Annotated in this window: 12 protein-coding genes; 8 read left to right on the forward strand and 4 right to left on the reverse strand. The window is 56.7% G+C overall.

Annotation, left to right across the window (positions count from 1 at the left end; genetic code table 11):
* Window positions 1-35: 35 nt before the first annotated feature.
* From flgK to J7413_RS10335, 4 genes are all read left to right on the forward strand, one after another.
* A complete protein-coding gene (gene flgK / locus J7413_RS10320) occupies window positions 36-1,490 on the forward strand; it encodes a flagellar hook-associated protein FlgK (RefSeq protein ID WP_209097995.1) in 1,455 nt (484 codons plus the stop codon).
* A 2-nt stretch (window positions 1,491-1,492) separates the two neighbouring features.
* A complete protein-coding gene (locus J7413_RS10325) occupies window positions 1,493-2,503 on the forward strand; it encodes a flagellin (protein ID WP_209097996.1) in 1,011 nt (336 codons plus the stop codon).
* Window positions 2,504-2,511: 8 nt separating this feature from the next.
* A complete protein-coding gene (locus tag J7413_RS10330; protein WP_247743441.1) occupies window positions 2,512-3,612 on the forward strand; it encodes a flagellar basal body P-ring protein FlgI in 1,101 nt (366 codons plus the stop codon).
* A 204-nt stretch (window positions 3,613-3,816) separates the two neighbouring features.
* Window positions 3,817-4,527: a porin gene (locus J7413_RS10335; protein WP_209097998.1), complete on the forward strand. Its 711-nt coding sequence runs from the start codon at window positions 3,817-3,819 to the stop codon at window positions 4,525-4,527.
* Between the two features lie 69 nt (window positions 4,528-4,596).
* Here J7413_RS10335 and J7413_RS10340 read toward each other — a convergent pair whose 3' ends face one another.
* Window positions 4,597-6,867: an ATP-binding protein gene (locus tag J7413_RS10340; RefSeq protein WP_209097999.1), complete on the reverse strand. Its 2,271-nt coding sequence runs from the start codon at window positions 6,865-6,867 to the stop codon at window positions 4,597-4,599.
* Window positions 6,868-7,154: 287 nt separating this feature from the next.
* Here J7413_RS10340 and J7413_RS10345 point away from each other — a divergent pair, with 287 nt between their 5' ends.
* From J7413_RS10345 to J7413_RS10360, 4 genes are all read left to right on the forward strand, one after another.
* Window positions 7,155-7,625 (forward strand): MarR family transcriptional regulator, encoded by a 471-nt coding sequence (locus tag J7413_RS10345; RefSeq protein WP_247743442.1) that lies wholly within the window; start codon window positions 7,155-7,157, stop codon window positions 7,623-7,625.
* Entirely contained in the window at window positions 7,622-8,692 is a 1,071-nt protein-coding gene (locus J7413_RS10350) for an efflux RND transporter periplasmic adaptor subunit (RefSeq protein ID WP_247743443.1), read from the forward strand. The genes J7413_RS10345 and J7413_RS10350 overlap by 4 nt, the downstream gene beginning before the upstream one ends.
* An 8-nt stretch (window positions 8,693-8,700) precedes the next feature.
* On the forward strand, window positions 8,701-11,763 hold the full coding sequence (locus J7413_RS10355; RefSeq protein ID WP_247743444.1) for an efflux RND transporter permease subunit: 3,063 nt from the start codon (window positions 8,701-8,703) through the stop codon (window positions 11,761-11,763).
* A gap of 157 nt (window positions 11,764-11,920) precedes the next feature.
* Window positions 11,921-12,520, forward strand: a complete 600-nt coding sequence (locus J7413_RS10360) for an exonuclease domain-containing protein (RefSeq protein ID WP_209098000.1) — start codon at window positions 11,921-11,923, stop codon at window positions 12,518-12,520.
* A 53-nt stretch (window positions 12,521-12,573) separates the two neighbouring features.
* On the opposite strand, the gene gyrB is transcribed toward J7413_RS10360, so the two are convergent.
* The 3 genes from gyrB to dnaN all read right to left on the reverse strand — a co-directional run bounded on the left by gyrB (window position 12,574) and on the right by dnaN (window position 17,368).
* Window positions 12,574-14,991, reverse strand: coding sequence for a DNA topoisomerase (ATP-hydrolyzing) subunit B (gyrB, locus tag J7413_RS10365; RefSeq protein ID WP_209098001.1), 2,418 nt, complete (start codon window positions 14,989-14,991; stop codon window positions 12,574-12,576).
* A gap of 94 nt (window positions 14,992-15,085) precedes the next feature.
* Window positions 15,086-16,192 carry a DNA replication/repair protein RecF gene (gene recF / locus J7413_RS10370; protein WP_209098002.1) on the reverse strand — a complete coding sequence of 369 codons (1,107 nt, stop codon included), beginning with the start codon at window positions 16,190-16,192 and terminating at the stop codon, window positions 15,086-15,088.
* Between the two features lie 57 nt (window positions 16,193-16,249).
* A complete protein-coding gene (gene dnaN / locus J7413_RS10375) occupies window positions 16,250-17,368 on the reverse strand; it encodes a DNA polymerase III subunit beta (RefSeq protein ID WP_209098003.1) in 1,119 nt (372 codons plus the stop codon).
* Window positions 17,369-17,533 lie beyond the last annotated feature (165 nt).

Below are 17,533 nucleotides of genomic sequence, written 5' to 3' on the forward strand. Positions count from 1 at the left end.
GCGAGAGGCCGTTTGACGGTCGGAAAGGATAATTCATGAGTATTTCAAATGCTCTGACAAACGCTCTGAGCGGTCTTACGGCCTCCGCGCGTTCAGCGCAGGTTGTGTCTTCAAACATTGCGAACGCCAGCACCGACGGGTATGCGCGGCGTTCGCTGAGCCAGTCGGCCTCGGTCTATGGCTTTTCTGGTGGCGTGCGGCTGGATGGGGTGACGCGTCATGCAAACCCTGTTGCCGTTGCAGAGCGGCGCCTCGCGGATGCGGGCAGTCAATTTGCGACGGGGACGAACTCGTTTTATTCGCGTCTTGAGCGGGTGCTTGGCACACCAGACTCAGCGGACAGTTTGTCCGGTGTGATGGCAACTTTCGAAAGCACGCTCGCCACAGCGACGGGGGCACCAGACAGCGACATTCGCCTTAAGAATGTGGCGCTGGACGCAGAAAACATCGTTGAGAAATTCAACACCGCTTCGGACGATATTCAGACCATGCGGTCTGAAGCAGATTCAAACATCAGCAAGATGATTGATGACCTGAACGGGCTGCTGCAGCAAACGCAGGACATGAACCGCAAAATTTTCAGCGCAATGAGCAGCGGTCAGGAAACAGCGGGCTTAGAAGATGCGCGCGGTGTGTTGATCGACCAGATCGGCGAGCTGGTGCCGTTGCGTATTGCACCGCGTGACAACGGTGCGGTTGCACTCTACACGACTACGGGCGCAACATTGCTTGATGGCACAGCTGTCGAAGTTTCCTTCAATGAAAGCCCCATTATTGAGCCGCACATGACCCATGCGGCAGGCATGCTTTCAGGCGTTGAAATCAATGGCCGCCCGGTGCGCATTGATTCAGAACGCGGGGCGCTGGCTGGCGGTGCTATTGGCGCACAATTTGCCATTCGTGATGAACTCGGCGTGGAGGCACAGGCCGATCTTGATGCGGCAGCCCGCAGTCTGGTGGAGCGCTTTCAGAACACCACGACGGATCCGACACTGACCGCAGGCGATCCTGGTCTCTTCACCGATGCTGGTGCCGCATTTGCAACAGCGGACGAAGTTGGCTTGGCCGGTCGTCTGGAGCTCAATAATCTTGTGGATCTGGACGGTGCCGGGGAAACGTGGCGTTTGCGCGACGGTCTGGGGGCGACGGCTCCCGGTGACGCAGGTGACGCGACACAGCTTAATCGCATGCTGGATGTGATGCAGGAACAACTTGCACCACCATCTGGAAGCTTCGGCCCCAAAACCGTTTCTATGACGGAGCTGAGCGGCAAACTTCTTTCAAATGTGTCTGGCGCACGGGTGACCAGCGACCGCGACCTCGCCTTTGCGAATTCTCAGCTCGCGAGCTTGGAAAATCTAGAACTTCAGGATGGTGTAGACACCGACCAGGAACTGCAGCGGTTGATGCTGATTGAACAGGCCTACGCGGCCAATGCCCGCCTCATTCAGGCGGCGGATGAAATGCTAGACGCATTGATGAGGTTGTAACGATGCCAATTACTTCTGTTGGAGATATGGCGCAGCATTTGATGATGTCGCGCAGAAACACGGACGTTAAGAACAATTTGAACCGATTGGCCAATGAGCTTGGATCCGGTCGCAAATCAGATGTTGCCGCCTCCTTGAAGGGCGACTTCAACATGCTGGCCAGCGTTGAGCGGCAACTGACCGTGTTGGAAGGCTACGGCGTGGCGATCTCGGACGCTGCGGTGTTCAGCGAAGTGGCGCAAGCGTCGCTTAAACAAGTTCAGGCGCTGTCTGGTGATCTGGCGCGCGATGCGCTCTCAAGTCAGAACTCTGGTGTTGAACAGACTATAGACACCGTGGCACGCAGTGCGGCAAATGATTTCGAAAGCATCGTTACCACCCTGAATGGGCGAGCTTCTGACCGAAACCTCTTCGCGGGTACCGGTACGGATGGGGCGGCCTTGGTCTCTGCTGATGACATGATGACGCAAATTCGCGCAGCGGTCGCGGGTGCGACGTCTGTGTCTGATATTGAGGCACGTCTGGAAACCTACTTCATGACAGCCGGCGGCGGGTTTGAAACCGGCGCCTATGAAGGCACGACAACGAATTTGGCCCCCTTTCGTTTGAATGACACCCAGACCGCAGATTTCAATGTTCGTGCGGATGACCCAGCCTTGCGCGCGGTTATGCGCGACACGGCAATGGTGGCTTTGGCCGATGATCCGGGTTTGAATCTGTCTCTTGTTGAAAAACAAGACTTGATGGGGCGAGCGGGTGAACGTCTGCTGGGAAACCAAGACGATGTGATCTCTTTACAAGCAGACATTGGCTTCAACCAAGAACGCATTGAGAACGCCAAAACCAACAACTCGGCTCAGACCAGCGCGTTGAAAATTACGCAGAATGATCTGCTGTCAGCGGATGCAACGCAGGTGGCCGGCGAACTTCAAAAAGTACAAGTACAGCTGGAGATGGTCTACACCATCACTGCGCGTCTTTCTCAACTGACACTGGCGAATTATGTAAGATGACAAATCTCATGAGCTTAGCAAGAATGCTGATGCTCCTCGTACTGATGCCGGTGATGGCATCAGCAACGCCGATACGGATCAAAGATCTGGTAGAATTTGACGGTGTACGGGGCAATGATCTGGTTGGCTACGGTCTTGTGGTCGGCCTGAACGGAACCGGAGACGGGCTGCGGAACGCACCCTTCACCGAAGAAATAATGACCAATATTCTGGAACGCCTGGGTGTGAACATCACCGGCGAACAGATGCGGCCTAAGAACGTGGCAGCGGTTTTCGTAACAGCGACCCTGCCACCCTTTGCCCGTGCAGGCGGCACGGTGGATGTGACCATTTCGGCTATTGGCGATGCCAGCAGCCTGTTGGGCGGAACCTTGGTGATGACACCATTGAACGCCGCGGATGGTGAGATCTACGCAGTCGCGCAGGGCACGGTGATCGCAGGGGGCGTGGCTGCCGAAGGGGACGCCGGTGGCGTCGTCAAGGGCGTGCCAACGTCGGGTGTGATCCCATCCGGCGCCCGCGTAGAACGAGAGATCGAGTTTGATTTCTCATCGCTGACCAATATGCGTCTGGCGTTGCGGGAGCCGGATTTCACAACAGCTGGCCGCATTGAGCAGGCCATCAACCGCAACTACGGACGCCGCGTCGCCTTGATGCTGGATGCCGGCACCGTTCAGGTGGACATCAACCGCACCAACCAATTGTCGCCAGCCCACGCCCTAAGCCAGATTGAAAACATTTCGGTCCAACCAGAGCGTAAAGCGCGCGTGGTTGTCGATCAGCGCTCAGGCACGATTGTCATGGGGGAAGATGTGCGTATTTCGCGTGTCGCGGTCTCTCAGGGTGGTCTTACGCTGCGTGTGACCGAAGAGCCATTAGTCGTGCAACCAAACCCCTTCGCGGATGGCGAAACAGTGGTGGTGCCGCGCACCGAGGCTGCGATCGAAGAAGATCCAGGCATCGGTTTGGCAGAAGTTCCAACCACGACCTCGCTTAGCGAAGTCATTGCTGGCCTAAATGCGCTGGGCGTCGCGCCCCGCGACATGATCGATATTCTCAAGAGCATCAAAGCCGCCGGCGCGCTTCATGCGGAATTCATCGTGCGGTAAAGTGGTCAACATTGACGGAAAACAAGTGACGGCGTTCAACTTCGGGCGCCGTTCTTTTATTTAAATCAGCGCCTTAGGGCCGATGTGTTTCATTTGTGAAACCCGTTTTGGCTGAATTTGAAGTCTGTTTTACAATCATAATGGGATTCTAGATACGGGCGCACGCAGCTCCTGGCTGCATTGTGACTATTCTGGAGAATAAAAATGAAAACAGCTCTGTCTCTTATTGTTGGTTTGAGCACTCTCGCGGGCACCGCACAGGCATTCGAATTCAAAGGCGCAGAAATCGGCCTGAGCTATTCCAGCTTCTTTGACGAAGTCAACAACGAGTCGGTGGCCACCTCGACCCTTGATGGCTCTGCGGAATTTGCGTTCTCCCAGCGCTTTGGCGTTCAGTTGGATCTGGCGCGCCATGATTTCAGCCTGCTCAGCGAAAGTGGCAACACAGTTGCTCTGCACGGTATCTTCAACGCCAATGAGCAACTGGCTCTGGGTGTTTACTATGAACGCGCCGACGTGAACAACGACATCCAGTCTTTCGGTATCGAAGGCCATTATGACTATGGTCTGGGCTATGCTGAGGCCTATTTTCAGAAAGACAACGAAGACAATGTGGACCTGACCCTTCTGGGCGTCATGGGCGGCTGGGATGTCAGCGAGACTCTGGTGTTGACCGCTGCGTATGACTACGTGGACGTTGGCGGCCTGAACGCGGCAGCGGATGCAAACCTCTTCACCTTTGGGGTGCGCTACAACTTGATTGAAAACACCACTCTGACCGCCGATCTGGGCCTGATTGACGGTGATGGAGACTCCGAAGGTTTCTTTGGTCTGGGCATCGAATACAACTTCGGTCCAAACCGCGGCACCACCTTTGGCAAGCGCGGCTTGCTCAACGTGTTCCCGGGCTTCTGATCCCAGTCGAAAAAGATGGAAAAGCCGCACTCAATGGGTGCGGCTTTTTCAGTGCGTGTCACAGAGTGCTCAGCCTTCAACCGCTGTGTAGTTCGCCACATTCGATTCATTTTTGTGGGCCAAATGCTGGCGCAAGCAATCCACTATCTGCTGGCGGCGGATCGGTTTGGTCAGGAAGTCATTCATTCCAGCCACAAGGCAGGCTTCTCGCTCACCGTCAAGAACATGGGCGGTCAATGCCACAATGCATGGCTGCTGCTCCGCATTTGCGCGGATGGTTTCCGTGGCTTCAAGGCCGCTCATGATTGGCATCGAAATGTCCATAAAAACCAGGTCGGGTTTGTGTTCAAGCGCAGCTTCTACAGCGTCGTAGCCATTTTCCACAAAGTGTAGCGTGAGTGGCAGGGGCTCCATATATTTGCGCATCAGGAAGCGATTGGTCTTGTTGTCGTCCGCCACCAGAATTGTGAAGCCCTCAAGATCAGTCAGGTCGCCTCCACCCATGGCGGGGGCTGTTGCGTCGGCGTCTCCAGCTGACGCAGGAACCTTCACAGGCAGGGATATGCGAACGCTTGTGCCTGCGCCAACAGTGGACTGCAGGTCGATCTTTCCGCCCATTTCCGCCACAAGCTTGCGACAGATTGCCAACCCGAGCCCTGTCCCGCCAAACCGGCGAGAGGTCGATCCATCCGCTTGAGAAAACTCATCAAAAATACTCTGAAGTCGGTCTGCAGGGATCCCAATACCTGTGTCCTCGACTGAAACGTACAGCATTGGCTCATGTGATACCGTTTCTGCTGCATCAGCGTTGGTCCAGACGCGGACATCAATGCATCCGCCTTCGGTAAATTTGGTCGCATTTCCAACGATGTTGGTTGTGATTTGTCTAAGACGCACGTCGTCAGAAAACAGATGTGCCGGCACGCCGTCGTCAATCCAAAGCTTGAGCGCGTTGCCTTTTTCTTGCGCCGCAGGGGTCAGAAGGCGGATCACATCGCCAAAGCAGGATCGCGTTTCAAAGCGGGTGTCAGACAAGGCCAGCTTGCCTGCGTCAAGCTTTGAAAGGTCCAAGATATCATTGATGATCGTCAGGAGGCTTCGCGACGAACTCACAATCGTTTGCGTGAACGTGTGTTGTTCCGGGCTTTGATCGGTTTCCGTCAAGAGATCCGCCATGCCAATGATACCGGTCAGAGGTGTTCGAATTTCGTGGCTCATATTGGCCAGGAAACTCGATTTCGCCTTTGCAACCTCTTCTGCGGCCTCGCGAGCTTGACGCAAAGACTCACTGTGCTCTTTCACTGCGGTGATATCGCGCGCGATTGTGACGAAAAACTCAATGTCTCCCGCAGCACTTTTGATCGGCAGCAGCTGAAAGTCGATCCACAGATCACGACCGTTGTTTTGGCGATTGTGCAGTTCTGTGCGCAAAGGAGTACCACGCCTTGCGGCAGCGGCAATCTCGTCGAAGTCATCTGCATTGCTGTCGGTAAGTCTTATCAGGTCATAGATATTGCGCCCGACTGCTTCCTGAAACGATACGCCCGACAATTCTGTGAACGCCTCATTGACCCATTCCACAGTTCGATCAGCCGACATTAAGATGACAGTGTCGTTAGAGCTGCGCGCCACCATCGAGAGTTTGCGCAACTGATCTTGCTGCCCGCGCAGCTTGGAGTTCGCAGCGGAGAGTGCCTGTTCGTTCTTTCTCAGGTCTTCGGTTTTTTGCGCATTTTCATAAGAGGAGCGAGAGAAGGAGTAGCACATATACCCCATACACATCAGCGCCATCAGGCTGTGTGCGCTCAAGTGCATGAGCGCATGGCGGTCATCTGCCAGCAGGAGCTCTACGACCAACAAGAGTATCGGCGTGATGGCGCAGATCGCCAATTTGGTGATCGCGATTTTTCGATTGGTTGGGAGCAGCAAAGTCGCGTTTAAGGCTTCCATCCCCAAAACGGCGGCGACCCCCAAAATCGTGCCTTCCTGCCCCCAGATCAGAACATAGGCCGCCACCGCCACCGTAAGTGACAGGCATTGGAACATCCCGCCAAAGGTTGCGAGACGCATCAATCGGCTAAGGTGCGCGCCTTGCGACATATGTCTATGAAGTCTGCGCAAGCACAGGCAATCCACCACATCCCCAGCCACGACAAGACCGGTGAGCCCAAGGCCAACAGGTAAAGACGTCGCCCACACGGCAAACAGACACCCGAAAATATATACCACAAACCTACGGCGCAGCGTTGCGAGGCGTTCAGTCGCATACTGCGATAGCAGGGCACGTTGTGCGGCCTCGTTGCTTGGCAGGGTTGCCTCAATCTTGGAGTATGCGTTCATAGGTGTGTCTCATTGCCCCATTGCCTTCAGGCATAGGGAGGGCGGGTTAAACAATCATTTCTCAAAGGGCTGTATTGTCCATTTTTGCCCCCGAGGAGCGTTTGGTTTTCGCGCTTGATCCAGGGGATTCTGCTCTGGCTGGTGCCTGCTGAAATCACTTCGCTTTTGGCCTGAAAACTCGATCGAATTTTATCCGACCCCTCGTTTTTTGAAGGATAACTATTGCAGAAAATGCATGGTTCTCTACATGGATATTTCTGTAAATGAAGTATCTAAGGGATTCGCGCTTGCCTGAAGAGTTATTTGCCAACACCGATTTGCCACCGGAGTTTCAGGCATTGATCGGTGTGTTTGCATTGTTCAACCAGATCGAGGCAGAGATCATGGACATCAATGTCTCGCCCCCTCTGGCCAAGCTTGAGCGGAAGATATTGGTCTATCTGGATCGTCCAAAGCGCATGGGCGCGCTGGCAGAAGTGGCTTTCTGTGTCCCTTCGGCTGTGACACCGGCCGCAGACGCTTTGGAGCGTTGTGGCTTGGTACGGCGGATCGCGGATCCACAAGACCGCCGCGCGATGCTGCTTGAATTGACAGAGGAAGGTGCGCAGGCGCGCGCCGCGCTTCTTGAGCAGGTCGTGACCCGGTTTCGGGAAATTTCCGGCATGCAGCCCGAAGAGATCAAAACATTTGCCGCATTGGCAATAAAATCCATGCCCGGTGCCGTTAAGGCGGGATTGATGAAGGACAGAGACGAATGAAACGTGCAGGGTTGTTTTCCGCGCTGGCAATGGCGCTTTCATTGGGGGCCGCCGGTGGTGGTGGCGCACAAGAGGCGGCTGTGCAAGCAGAGACTGCGTTGAAGCCAGTGAAGCTCTTGCAAGTCACCGAAGCCCCGGTGGCGTTTGAGCGCCAGTTCTTTGGCCGCGTGAAAGCGCGCCAGAGCGTCGATTTGGCGTTTCAGGTGGCAGGCCAGATTGTTGAGTTTCCCGTGACCGAGGGCCTCAATATCAAGAAAGGCGAGATGATCGCCCGCCTTGATCTGGAAATCTTTGAACTGAATCTCGCACAGGCGCGACTTCAGAAAGAGCAAGCGGATCGCACGGTGGACCGCCTGAAAAAACTGCGCGGCAATACGGTCAGTCAAGTGGCTTTGGATGATGCAGAAACCCAGGCGAGCCTGGCAGAAATTGCCGTACGCAATGCCGAGTGGTCCCTCAGACACGCCACATTGCCCGCCCCGTTTGATGCCTTGATTTCAAGCCGCAATGTGGAGCTGTTCTCAACTGTTGCTAACGGTGCGCCTGTTGTGCGCATCCACGATCTGAGCGAGTTGCGTATTGAGGTCGACGTGCCGGAAATTCTGTTCCAGCGCGCGGGCGAAGAAGAAGATGTCCAGATCCGCGCCAAATTCCCAGGCAGTGACGTGGAGCATCCGTTGGAAATTCGCGAATATGATGCGGAAACTTCGGAAATCGGCCAAACCTTCCGCCTGAACTTTGGCATGGCGCCCCCAGAAGGACGCACGATATTGCCGGGCTCCTCGGTCACCGTGAACGTCACAGCCACAGAACCTTTCACCGGCATTATGGTGCCGGCCACGGCCATCGTGATCAACGAAGCAGGCGCCATTGGGGTCATGCGCTTTGATCCGGTCGGGGCGTCCGAAGGCGCGGTCACATGGACTGCGATTGAAACCACACCTGCAGAAAACGGTATGTTGCGCGTGTTGTCCGGTCTGAAAGACGGCGATGAAGTTGTCTTGGCTGGCGGGGCGAGTCTGAAAGATGGCCAAGCCGTCCGCCGCTTTGTCGGCTTTGGGAACTGAGGTCCGCCATGATGCCCAATATTGCACGCGGTTCCATTGACCGCCCGATTTACACATGGCTGATCATTCTGATTTTCCTGTTTGGGGGCGCTGCGGCCTTTCTTAACTTGGGACGGCTGGAAGATCCGGCTTTCACCATCAAACAGGCGGTGGTGGTCACAAGCTATCCCGGTGCCACAGCTGAGCAGGTGGCCACCGAAGTTTCGGAGCCGCTGGAATCCGCCATCCAGAAGATGGAGGAGATCGACTTTATCACCTCCACAAACCAACCCGGCCGCTCGCGCATTGATGTGCACATCAAATCCACCTATGGCGGAGATGAGTTGAAAGACATCTGGACACGGCTAAGGGCGCGCATCCGCGATGCGGGACGCAACTTGCCTGCAGGTGTTGCAGACCCGTTGGTCAATGACACCTTTGGGGATGTGTTCGGGATTTTCTTCGCGGTCACCGCCGAAGGTTTCTCTGACGCTGAAAAACATGATCTGTCGACCTTCCTTCGGCGCGAATTGCTAACCGTTGACGGGGTGGCAGACGTCGAAATTCAGGGCCTGCCTCAAGAAGCCATCTTTGTTGAGCCAGATCTGGCGCTGTCGGTGAACCAGAACATTTCTCTGACGGCGATTGCCAATGCGATTGCCAATTCGGATGCGGTCACTGACGCAGGCTCCGTCACCACAGACACCTCCAAAACACGGATCATCCGACCGGATGGGTCCGACACCGTAAATGAAATTGCAGGCTTGTCGCTCGGCCAAAGTGGCCATGTGGTGAACCTCGTGGATATGGCCAATGTGTTTCGTGACCGGGTCAACGACCCCAACATTGTGATCCGCTTCAACGGGGATGAGGCCTTCACCCTTGGTGTTGCGGGCATCGCCACAGAAAACATCGTTGAGGTTGGCAACCGTGTGGATGCCAAACTGGCAACCATGGCCGGTGATATCCCTGCCGGTGTTCAGCTGCATCCAATCTATCAGCAGCATCTGGTGGTGGACAAAGCCTCCAACGACTTTCTTGTTAACCTCGCCATGTCGGTCGCCATCGTTGTGGCTGTTTTGGCCGTGTTCATGGGCTGGCGCGCTGCCGTTGTGGTGGGGGTGACGCTGTTTTTGACAGTTGTGGGTACTTTCCTCTTCATGGGGCTTTTCTCGATTGAGATGGAGCGTATCTCTCTTGGGGCGCTGATCATTGCCATGGGCATGCTGGTGGACAACGCGATTGTGGTGGCCGAGGGCATGCAGATTGCGATGCACAAAGGCAAAAACTCGCGTGAAGCCGCGGATGAAGCCTCCGGCAAAACCCAGATTCCGCTTTTGGGGGCAACCATCATCGGGATCATGGCCTTTGCTGGGATCGGGCTCAGCCCGGATGCAACGGGTGAATTCCTGTTTTCACTGTTTGCTGTGATCGGGATCTCTCTGTTGCTTAGCTGGTTGCTCGCGCTGACCGTCACACCACTGCTTGGGCACTACCTGTTTAAACAGGGCGATGGCGAAAGTGATGACGCTTACAGTGGGTTCCTTTTCCGCACCTACGGCTGGTCCTTGCGCATGGCGCTCAAGCTGCGCTGGCTCGTCATTCCGGGGCTGCTTGCGGTGACTGTGGTGTGCTATGCTGGCTTTGGCCTGGTCAAGCAACAGTTCTTCCCCGACAGCAACACGCCCCTGTTCTTTGTGCACTACAAACTGCCGCAGGGTGCGCCCATCGGCACCACCTCAGCGCATATGAAGCAGGTCGAGGATTGGCTGTCAGAGCGCGATGACGTGGTGAATTTCACCACCGTTGTCGGGCAGGGCGCAACGCGGTTCCTGCTGACCTACAACTCAGAACCCGAAAATCCGAGCTATGGCCATTTGATCGTACGCACGGAAACCATCGACGCGATTCCTCCGCTGCAGAAAGATCTCGAAGCCTTTGCCGCGGCGCATCTTCCCGAAGGGGAGTTCCGCACCAAACGTTTGATCTTTGGCCCAGGGGGTGGAGATCCCATTCAGGTGCGTTTGTCCGGAACCGACCCTGCCGTGCTGCGTGCATTGGCAACGCAAGCGGAGCAGGTGCTGAAGGAGGCGTCTGAAAACATCCTGAGTGTGCGTACCGACTGGCGTGAGCAGGAAGTGGTGATCAAACCCCTTTATGCCACCGAGCGGGCGCAAACAGCGGGGGTCAATCGCGAAGATCTGGCCGGCATGCTGCAGTTCTCAACCGATGGCATAGCCACGGGGGTGTTCCGCGAAGAGGACCGCCTGATCCCGATCATTCTGCGCCGTCCTGCGGAAGGGGACTTCGGGCTGATGGACCAACTCGTGTATTCCCCGACCTCCAACTCCTTCCTGCCAGTTGAGCAGATGGTGGATGGCTTTGTACATGAGACGGAAAACACGCTGATCCAGCGCCGTGACCGGGTGCCAACCATCACGGTTGGTGCAGACATTCCTTCCGGTCTCACTGCGGCACAAGTGCAGGCAGAAGTCACCGCAGCCATCGAAGCCATGCCCATTCCGGTAGGGTATAAAATGGAATGGGGCGGTGAGCTGGAAGCCTCCGGCGATGCGCAGGCCAGCCTCGGCGCGCAGCTCCCGCTCAGCTTGCTGATCATGGTTTTGATTTCGGTGCTTCTGTTTAACGCGGTGCGTCAGCCAATCATCATCTGGCTGCTTGTGCCGATGTCCGTAAACGGCGTGGCGATTGGGCTCTTGGGCACCAATATGCCTTTCACCTTCACAGCTCTTCTGGGTCTTTTGAGCCTGTCGGGCATGCTGATCAAAAACGGCATCGTGCTGGTGGAAGAGATCGATTTTGTGCGTGATGAACGGGTGCCCTTGCGAGAGGCCATCGTGAAAGCCAGCGTATCCCGTCTGCGCCCTGTGATGCTCGCTGCGGTCACGACCATCCTTGGCATGGCGCCCTTGCTGACCGATGCCTTCTTTGTCTCCATGGCGATCACCATCATGGGCGGTCTGGCGTTTGCCACGATCCTCACGCTGATTGCGGCACCTGTGTTTTATCTGGTGTTCTTCCGAGGCGATGAACGGCGGGAACTGGCAGCGGCCAAAGCGGTCCCGGCTTAAAAGCCAAACAAGACAATCAATGAAAGCCGCCCCACTGGGCGGCTTTTTCTTTTGAAGTCGCACCAACACTGCACTTGAACGTCGATCGATACGGGTGCATCTGTGTTCACCTTGCCCTATAACAAGGCAAAACACCCCAGCAGCTTGGAACCAGTACATGACAGCATTTTCGCCGGATCAGCCCATGCTCGACGGCCTCTTTCGCTTCATTGCGCTGGATGTAGAAACGGCAAACGCCCATCGCAGCAGCATCAGCCAGATCGGCCTTGCCGGGGTGCGTATGGACGGTTCCATCGAAACCTTTGCCACCTACATTGACCCTGAAGAGCCCTTTGCGCCGTTTAACACAGAGCTCACGGGGATCAGCGCTGCCACTGTGCGGGGCGCGCCTACGTTTGCGCAGGCTTGGCCTGTGATGGCTTCGGTGCTGTCGCGCCATTTGTTGGTGCAGCACAGCGGGTTTGACGAAAAGGCCATCACCGCCGCCTGCCTCACAGCGGGGCTTGGCAAGTCAAAGCTTCATTGGGCCGACAGCGTGAAAATCGCGCGCAAAGCCTGGCCTGAGTTTCGTGGTAATGGCGGGCATGGTCTCGGCCATCTGAAAGAGGCGCTGGGTCTGCAGTTTCACCACCATGACGCGGGCGAAGACGCGCGTGCTGCGGCCGAAGTCGTGCTGAAAGCAGAGCGACGTTTGGGTAAAACCATTGAAGAAATCACTGGCAAAACCGCGCATTTGCAGATGTCGTTTGCCTTCTGAAACGCAAAACGCGGAGCAAAGGCTCCGCGTTTCAACATCCCATGTAACAGCACTCAGAAGTCGAGGTTCTCCACGCTCAGCGCGTTCTTCTGAATGAATTCACGACGCGGCTCCACCACATCGCCCATCAGCTTGGTGAAGAGGTCATCGGCTTCCGCCATATCTTCCACCTTCACCTGCAACAGGGTGCGGGCATCCGGGTCCAGCGTGGTTTCCCACAGCTGATCGGGGTTCATTTCCCCCAGACCTTTGTAGCGCTGCAGCGTCAGACCCTTTTCGCCTTCTGCCAGAATGGCTTTCAGCAGGGCCAGTGGCCCGTGGATGATCTGGCTGCGGTCTTTGCGCACCAGCGTCGCAGAGGTGCCGTAAACTTCCTGCAGGCTCTCGGTGAAACTGCCAGACTTGCGTGCCTCGCCAGAGCGCAGCATCGGGCCATCCAGTGTGCGCACCTCTTCCACACCGCGCAGAATACGCGCTAGACGGATGCCGTGATCCTGTGTGATACGCCCAGTCCAGCCACGCTCATATTCCAGCGCGATCAGGTCCAGACGTTGCGCGACTTTGTCGGCCACGCCTTGCAGATCGCTGTCCACCGCACCGGGCACAAAGGCACCTGCAATGGCCGCCTGCTCCAGAATGTGGCGTGGGTAATGCGTTGGAAACGCTTCCAGAACCTGCTTCAGCTGGCGCGCCTCGGTCACAACGCGCGCCAGATCCTGACCAGTCATTTCCATGCCGTTGCCGAGCTTCAGCACCGCGCCTTCAATGCCTTGGTTCACCAGATAATCATCCAGCGCCCCCTGATCTTTCAGGTAAACCTCAGACTTGCCGCGCGCCACTTTGTAAAGCGGTGGTTGCGCAATATAGAGGTGCCCTTTCTCGATCAGCTCTGGCATCTGACGATAGAAGAAGGTCAGCAGCAGCGTCCGAATGTGCGCCCCGTCCACGTCCGCATCGGTCATGATCACGACCTTGTGGTAACGCAGCTTGTCGACGTTGAATTCATCGCGCCCAATGCCAGTGCCAAGCGCCATCACCAGGTTGCCGATCTCCTGCGAGCTCAACATCCGGTCAAAGCGCGCGCGCTCCACGTTCAGGATTTTCCCGCGCAGCGGCAGGATTGCCTGTGTCATCCGGTCCCGACCAGTCTGTGCAGATCCGCCAGCGGAGTCCCCCTCCACGAGGAAGACTTCGGTCTTCGATGGGTCTTTCTCCGCACAATCCTTGAGTTTGCCTGCGAGGAAGTTCACATCCATCGCTGTTTTGCGCCGCGTCAGCTCGCGCGCCTTGCGCGCCGCTTCCCGGGCATGGGCCGCCTCAAGGATCTTGGACACGATCATCTTCGCGGTCTGCGGGTTTTCCTCAAACCATTCGGTCAGCTTCTCGTTCATCAGCCCTTCAACCGCAGGGCGCACTTCCGAGCTCACCAGCTTGTCTTTGGTCTGCGAGCTGAATTTCGGATCCGGCACTTTCACGGACAGCACGCAGGTCAGGCCCTCGCGCGCATCGTCCCCGGTGAAGGTGATCTTCTCTTTTTTCGCAACACCGCTTTCCTGTGCGTATTTCTGCAAGGTGCGGGTCAGCGCGCCACGGAAGCCCGCGATATGCGTGCCGCCATCGCGCTGTGGAATGTTGTTGGTAAAGGGCAGTACGTTTTCGTGGTAGCTGTCATTCCACCACATCGCGACCTCAACACCGATGTCGTCTTTCTCGCCCTTCACATAGATCGGCGCTTCCATCAGCGATGTCTTGTGGCGGTCGATGTATTTGACGAACTCATTCACACCACCTTCGTAGTAAAGCTCGGTGCGCAGCGGCTCTGCCGGGCGTTCGTCTTCCAGAATGATGCGCACACCGGAGTTCAGGAAAGCCAGCTCGCGCAGGCGCTTTTCCAGCGTGTCAAAAGAGTAGTCGATGTTGGAAAACGTGTCAGTGGACGCCATAAAGCGCACTTCGGTACCGGTCTCATCGCCGCACTCTGCCACTTCGCGCAGGTGCTCGGTACAATCGCCGTGCTCAAACTTGGCGTAGTGCTCTTTGCCGTTGCGCCAGATGCGCAGCTCAAGCCACACTGACAGCGCGTTCACAACTGAAACTCCAACCCCGTGCAGACCGCCCGACACCTTGTAGGAGTTGCTGTCAAACTTACCGCCAGCGTGCAGCTGGGTCATAATCACCTCTGCCGCAGAAACGCCTTCTTCGGGGTGAATATCCACCGGAATACCGCGTCCGTTATCATAGACAGAGACCGAGCTGTCGGCGTGAATTTTCACCCGAACATGGTCTGCGTGGTTGGCCAACGCCTCGTCGATGCCGTTGTCCACAACCTCATAAACCATATGGTGCAGACCCGAGCCATCGTCGGTGTCGCCAATATACATCCCTGGCCGTTTCCGGACCGCTTCCAAGCCTTTGAGAACTTTGATGGAATCCGCGCCATATTGCTCGGGATTTTGCGCGTTGTCAGACATTCATGTCGCCCTTTTTGGTTTCCCGATTTTATATCGGATCTGGGCGGGGTTGTCACGCAAATGGCCAAATTTTCCGCAATGAAAGCGGTGTGGGCTAGGCTTGCTCAGAAAGCGCCGAAATCCCATCGGTGTCAGTGACTTCAAAGTACTGGGCGCGTGCGCCCATCGCATCAAACAGGCTGCGCTCCGTTCCGGTCATCCAGGCTTGCGCCCCAAGCGCGCAAATCTCGTCATACAGCGCGGCACGGCGGTCAGGGTCAAGGTGGGCAGCGACCTCATCCAGCAGCAGCAGAGGTGGCGCGCCAAGGTCCTCGGCCAGTGCCCGCGCATTGGCGAGAATGAGCGACACCAACAGCGCTTTTTGCTCCCCAGTAGAGCAATCTTTTGCAGGCACCGCCTTGCTCAGAAACGTGCCCAGCATGTCGGTGCGATGAGGCCCAACAAGCGAGCGGCCCGCCGCAATGTCGCGAAACCGGCTTTCTGCCAGAGCTTCAGCCAGATCCGCTTGGCTGTCAGGCATGCTGCCTTCGGACTGGATCAACTCAAGTTCTGCGGCGGGGAATGCGGTTTCCGCCTGAGTTTGCGCTGTGCTCAGGCGCTCCACCGTGCGGGTGCGTGCCGCATGAATGCGCGCCCCGCTGTCTGCCATTTGCCGTTCCAGCGCGACATACCAATGGGCATCGTTAAGCTGCTCTTTCAGCAGACGATTGCGCTGCCGCATGGCCTTTTCATAGGCCAGCGAATGCTCCGCATGATCCGGGAAAAAGCTCAGCGTCATCCGATCCAAAAATCGCCGACGTCCTTCTGCGCCTTCAATCCACAGCCGATCCATCGACGGGATCAGCCACAGCACCCGCGCGAGGCGCCCCAACTGTACCTGTGGCGCGGCTTTGCCATCCACTTGCACCTGCCGCGCGGCCCCGTTCTCAGATCGAATGTCGATTTCATATGAGGTGCCCCGCGCCCGCAAAAGTCCGGAAAGCTTCCAGCCAATCGCCTCCGGGCGGCGAGTCATCTCTTCGGCGCTGGCGCGGCGAATACCCCGGCCGGGTGAAAACAGCGACACCGCCTCAAGAATGTTGGTTTTGCCCGCCCCATTGGGGCCAAATAACGCAACAGGGCGCCCATCACACTGAAGGGCGCCTTTTTTATGAGACCTGAAATGAGACAGGTGGAGAGATGTCAGCACCAATTCAGACATGTGTCCGACTTCTTACAGTGACAAACCACCTCTGCCAGTGGCATCGGCGCAAGCCCGTTACACCCGCATCGGCATCACAACATAGACGGCGGAGGTGTCATTGCCTTCGCGCATCAGAGTTGGGTCGCCTGCAGAGTTGAACATGAACACCGCGTTTTCGCGATCCACCTGGCTCGCGATTTCCAGCAGGTATTTCGCGTTGAAGCCGATCTCCAAGCGCTCGTCGTTATAGGCCACGACCAGCTCTTCTTCCGCTGCGCCGCTGTCTGGAGAGTTCACAGACAGCACCAGCCGGTCTTCGTCCAGTTGCAGTTTCACTGCACGGGAGCGTTCCGAGGAAACGGTCGCCACACGGTCCACCGCCTTGGCAAATTCCGCCGCATCCACTTCCAGTTTGCGGGTGTTGCCCTGCGGGATCACACGGCTGTAGTCGGGGAAGGTGCCATCAATCACTTTGGAAGTCAGGGTGATGTCAGGTGTCGCAAAGCGCACTTTGGTTTCACTGACAGAGACCGCGATTTCCATTTCATCGTCGTCCAGCAGTTTGCGCAGCTCGCCCACGGTTTTGCGTGGCACAATCACACCGGGCATATCTGCTGCACCAGCAGGCACATCCGTGTCGATGCGTGCCAAGCGGTGGCCATCGGTTGCGACCGCGCGCAGCGCCTTGCCGCCATCTGCATCCGCAACATGCATATAAACGCCGTTCAGATAATAGCGGGTCTCCTCGGTGGAGATTGCAAATTTTGACTTGTCAAACAGCCGCCTCAGCGCCGGGGCAGGGGCGGAGAAGTTTGAAGTGTATTCAGAGGTCGCCATCACCGGGAAGTCTTCGCGTGGCAGCGTGGCCAGCGAGAAGTTGGAGCGGCCTGCTTCCACTGTCAAACGGCCAGCGGCGCTGTCGTCCGTTAGTGTGACAAGCGCACCATCAGGCAGCTTGCGCACAATCTCATGCAGAGTGGTTGCCGCAACGGTTGTCGCGCCTGCGCGCTCCACCATGGCGTTGGCCTTGTCCACAACCTCAATGTCAAGGTCGGTCGCCCGGAACTGGACTGTGTCCCCTTCCGCTTCGATCAGGACATTGGCCAGGATCGGAATTGTATTGCGCCGCTCAACGACAGACTGTGCTTGCGACACTGCCTTCAGCAGTACGGCGCGTTCGATACTGATTTTCATCCCATCGTCCTCCGATTGCCGGGAAGGGCAAATTAGCGACATCCCTTGCCGACACAAGTGTTTTGTTGGTTTTGTCGGCCACTTCTGAGGGGCCGTCAAGCGTATAGGGGTATGGAAAACGCCGCAGCCCTTGTGGGCGCGGCGTTTTGGTAACGTATTTGGCGT

This window comes from Shimia sp. R10_1, from assembly GCF_017744095.1.
GTDB lineage: Bacteria > Pseudomonadota > Alphaproteobacteria > Rhodobacterales > Rhodobacteraceae > Shimia.

Coding starts and splice junctions, on each gene's coding strand:
- flgK (WP_209097995.1), top strand. CDS start 36: ATGAGTATTTCAAATGCTCTGACAAACGCTCTGAGCGGTCTTACGGCC.
- J7413_RS10325 (WP_209097996.1), top strand. CDS start 1,493: ATGCCAATTACTTCTGTTGGAGATATGGCGCAGCATTTGATGATGTCG.
- J7413_RS10330 (WP_247743441.1), top strand. CDS start 2,512: ATGAGCTTAGCAAGAATGCTGATGCTCCTCGTACTGATGCCGGTGATG.
- J7413_RS10335 (WP_209097998.1), top strand. CDS start 3,817: ATGAAAACAGCTCTGTCTCTTATTGTTGGTTTGAGCACTCTCGCGGGC.
- J7413_RS10340 (WP_209097999.1), bottom strand. CDS start 6,867: ATGAACGCATACTCCAAGATTGAGGCAACCCTGCCAAGCAACGAGGCC.
- J7413_RS10350 (WP_247743443.1), top strand. CDS start 7,622: ATGAAACGTGCAGGGTTGTTTTCCGCGCTGGCAATGGCGCTTTCATTG.
- J7413_RS10355 (WP_247743444.1), top strand. CDS start 8,701: ATGATGCCCAATATTGCACGCGGTTCCATTGACCGCCCGATTTACACA.
- J7413_RS10360 (WP_209098000.1), top strand. CDS start 11,921: ATGACAGCATTTTCGCCGGATCAGCCCATGCTCGACGGCCTCTTTCGC.
- gyrB (WP_209098001.1), bottom strand. CDS start 14,991: ATGTCTGACAACGCGCAAAATCCCGAGCAATATGGCGCGGATTCCATC.
- recF (WP_209098002.1), bottom strand. CDS start 16,192: ATGTCTGAATTGGTGCTGACATCTCTCCACCTGTCTCATTTCAGGTCT.
- dnaN (WP_209098003.1), bottom strand. CDS start 17,368: ATGAAAATCAGTATCGAACGCGCCGTACTGCTGAAGGCAGTGTCGCAA.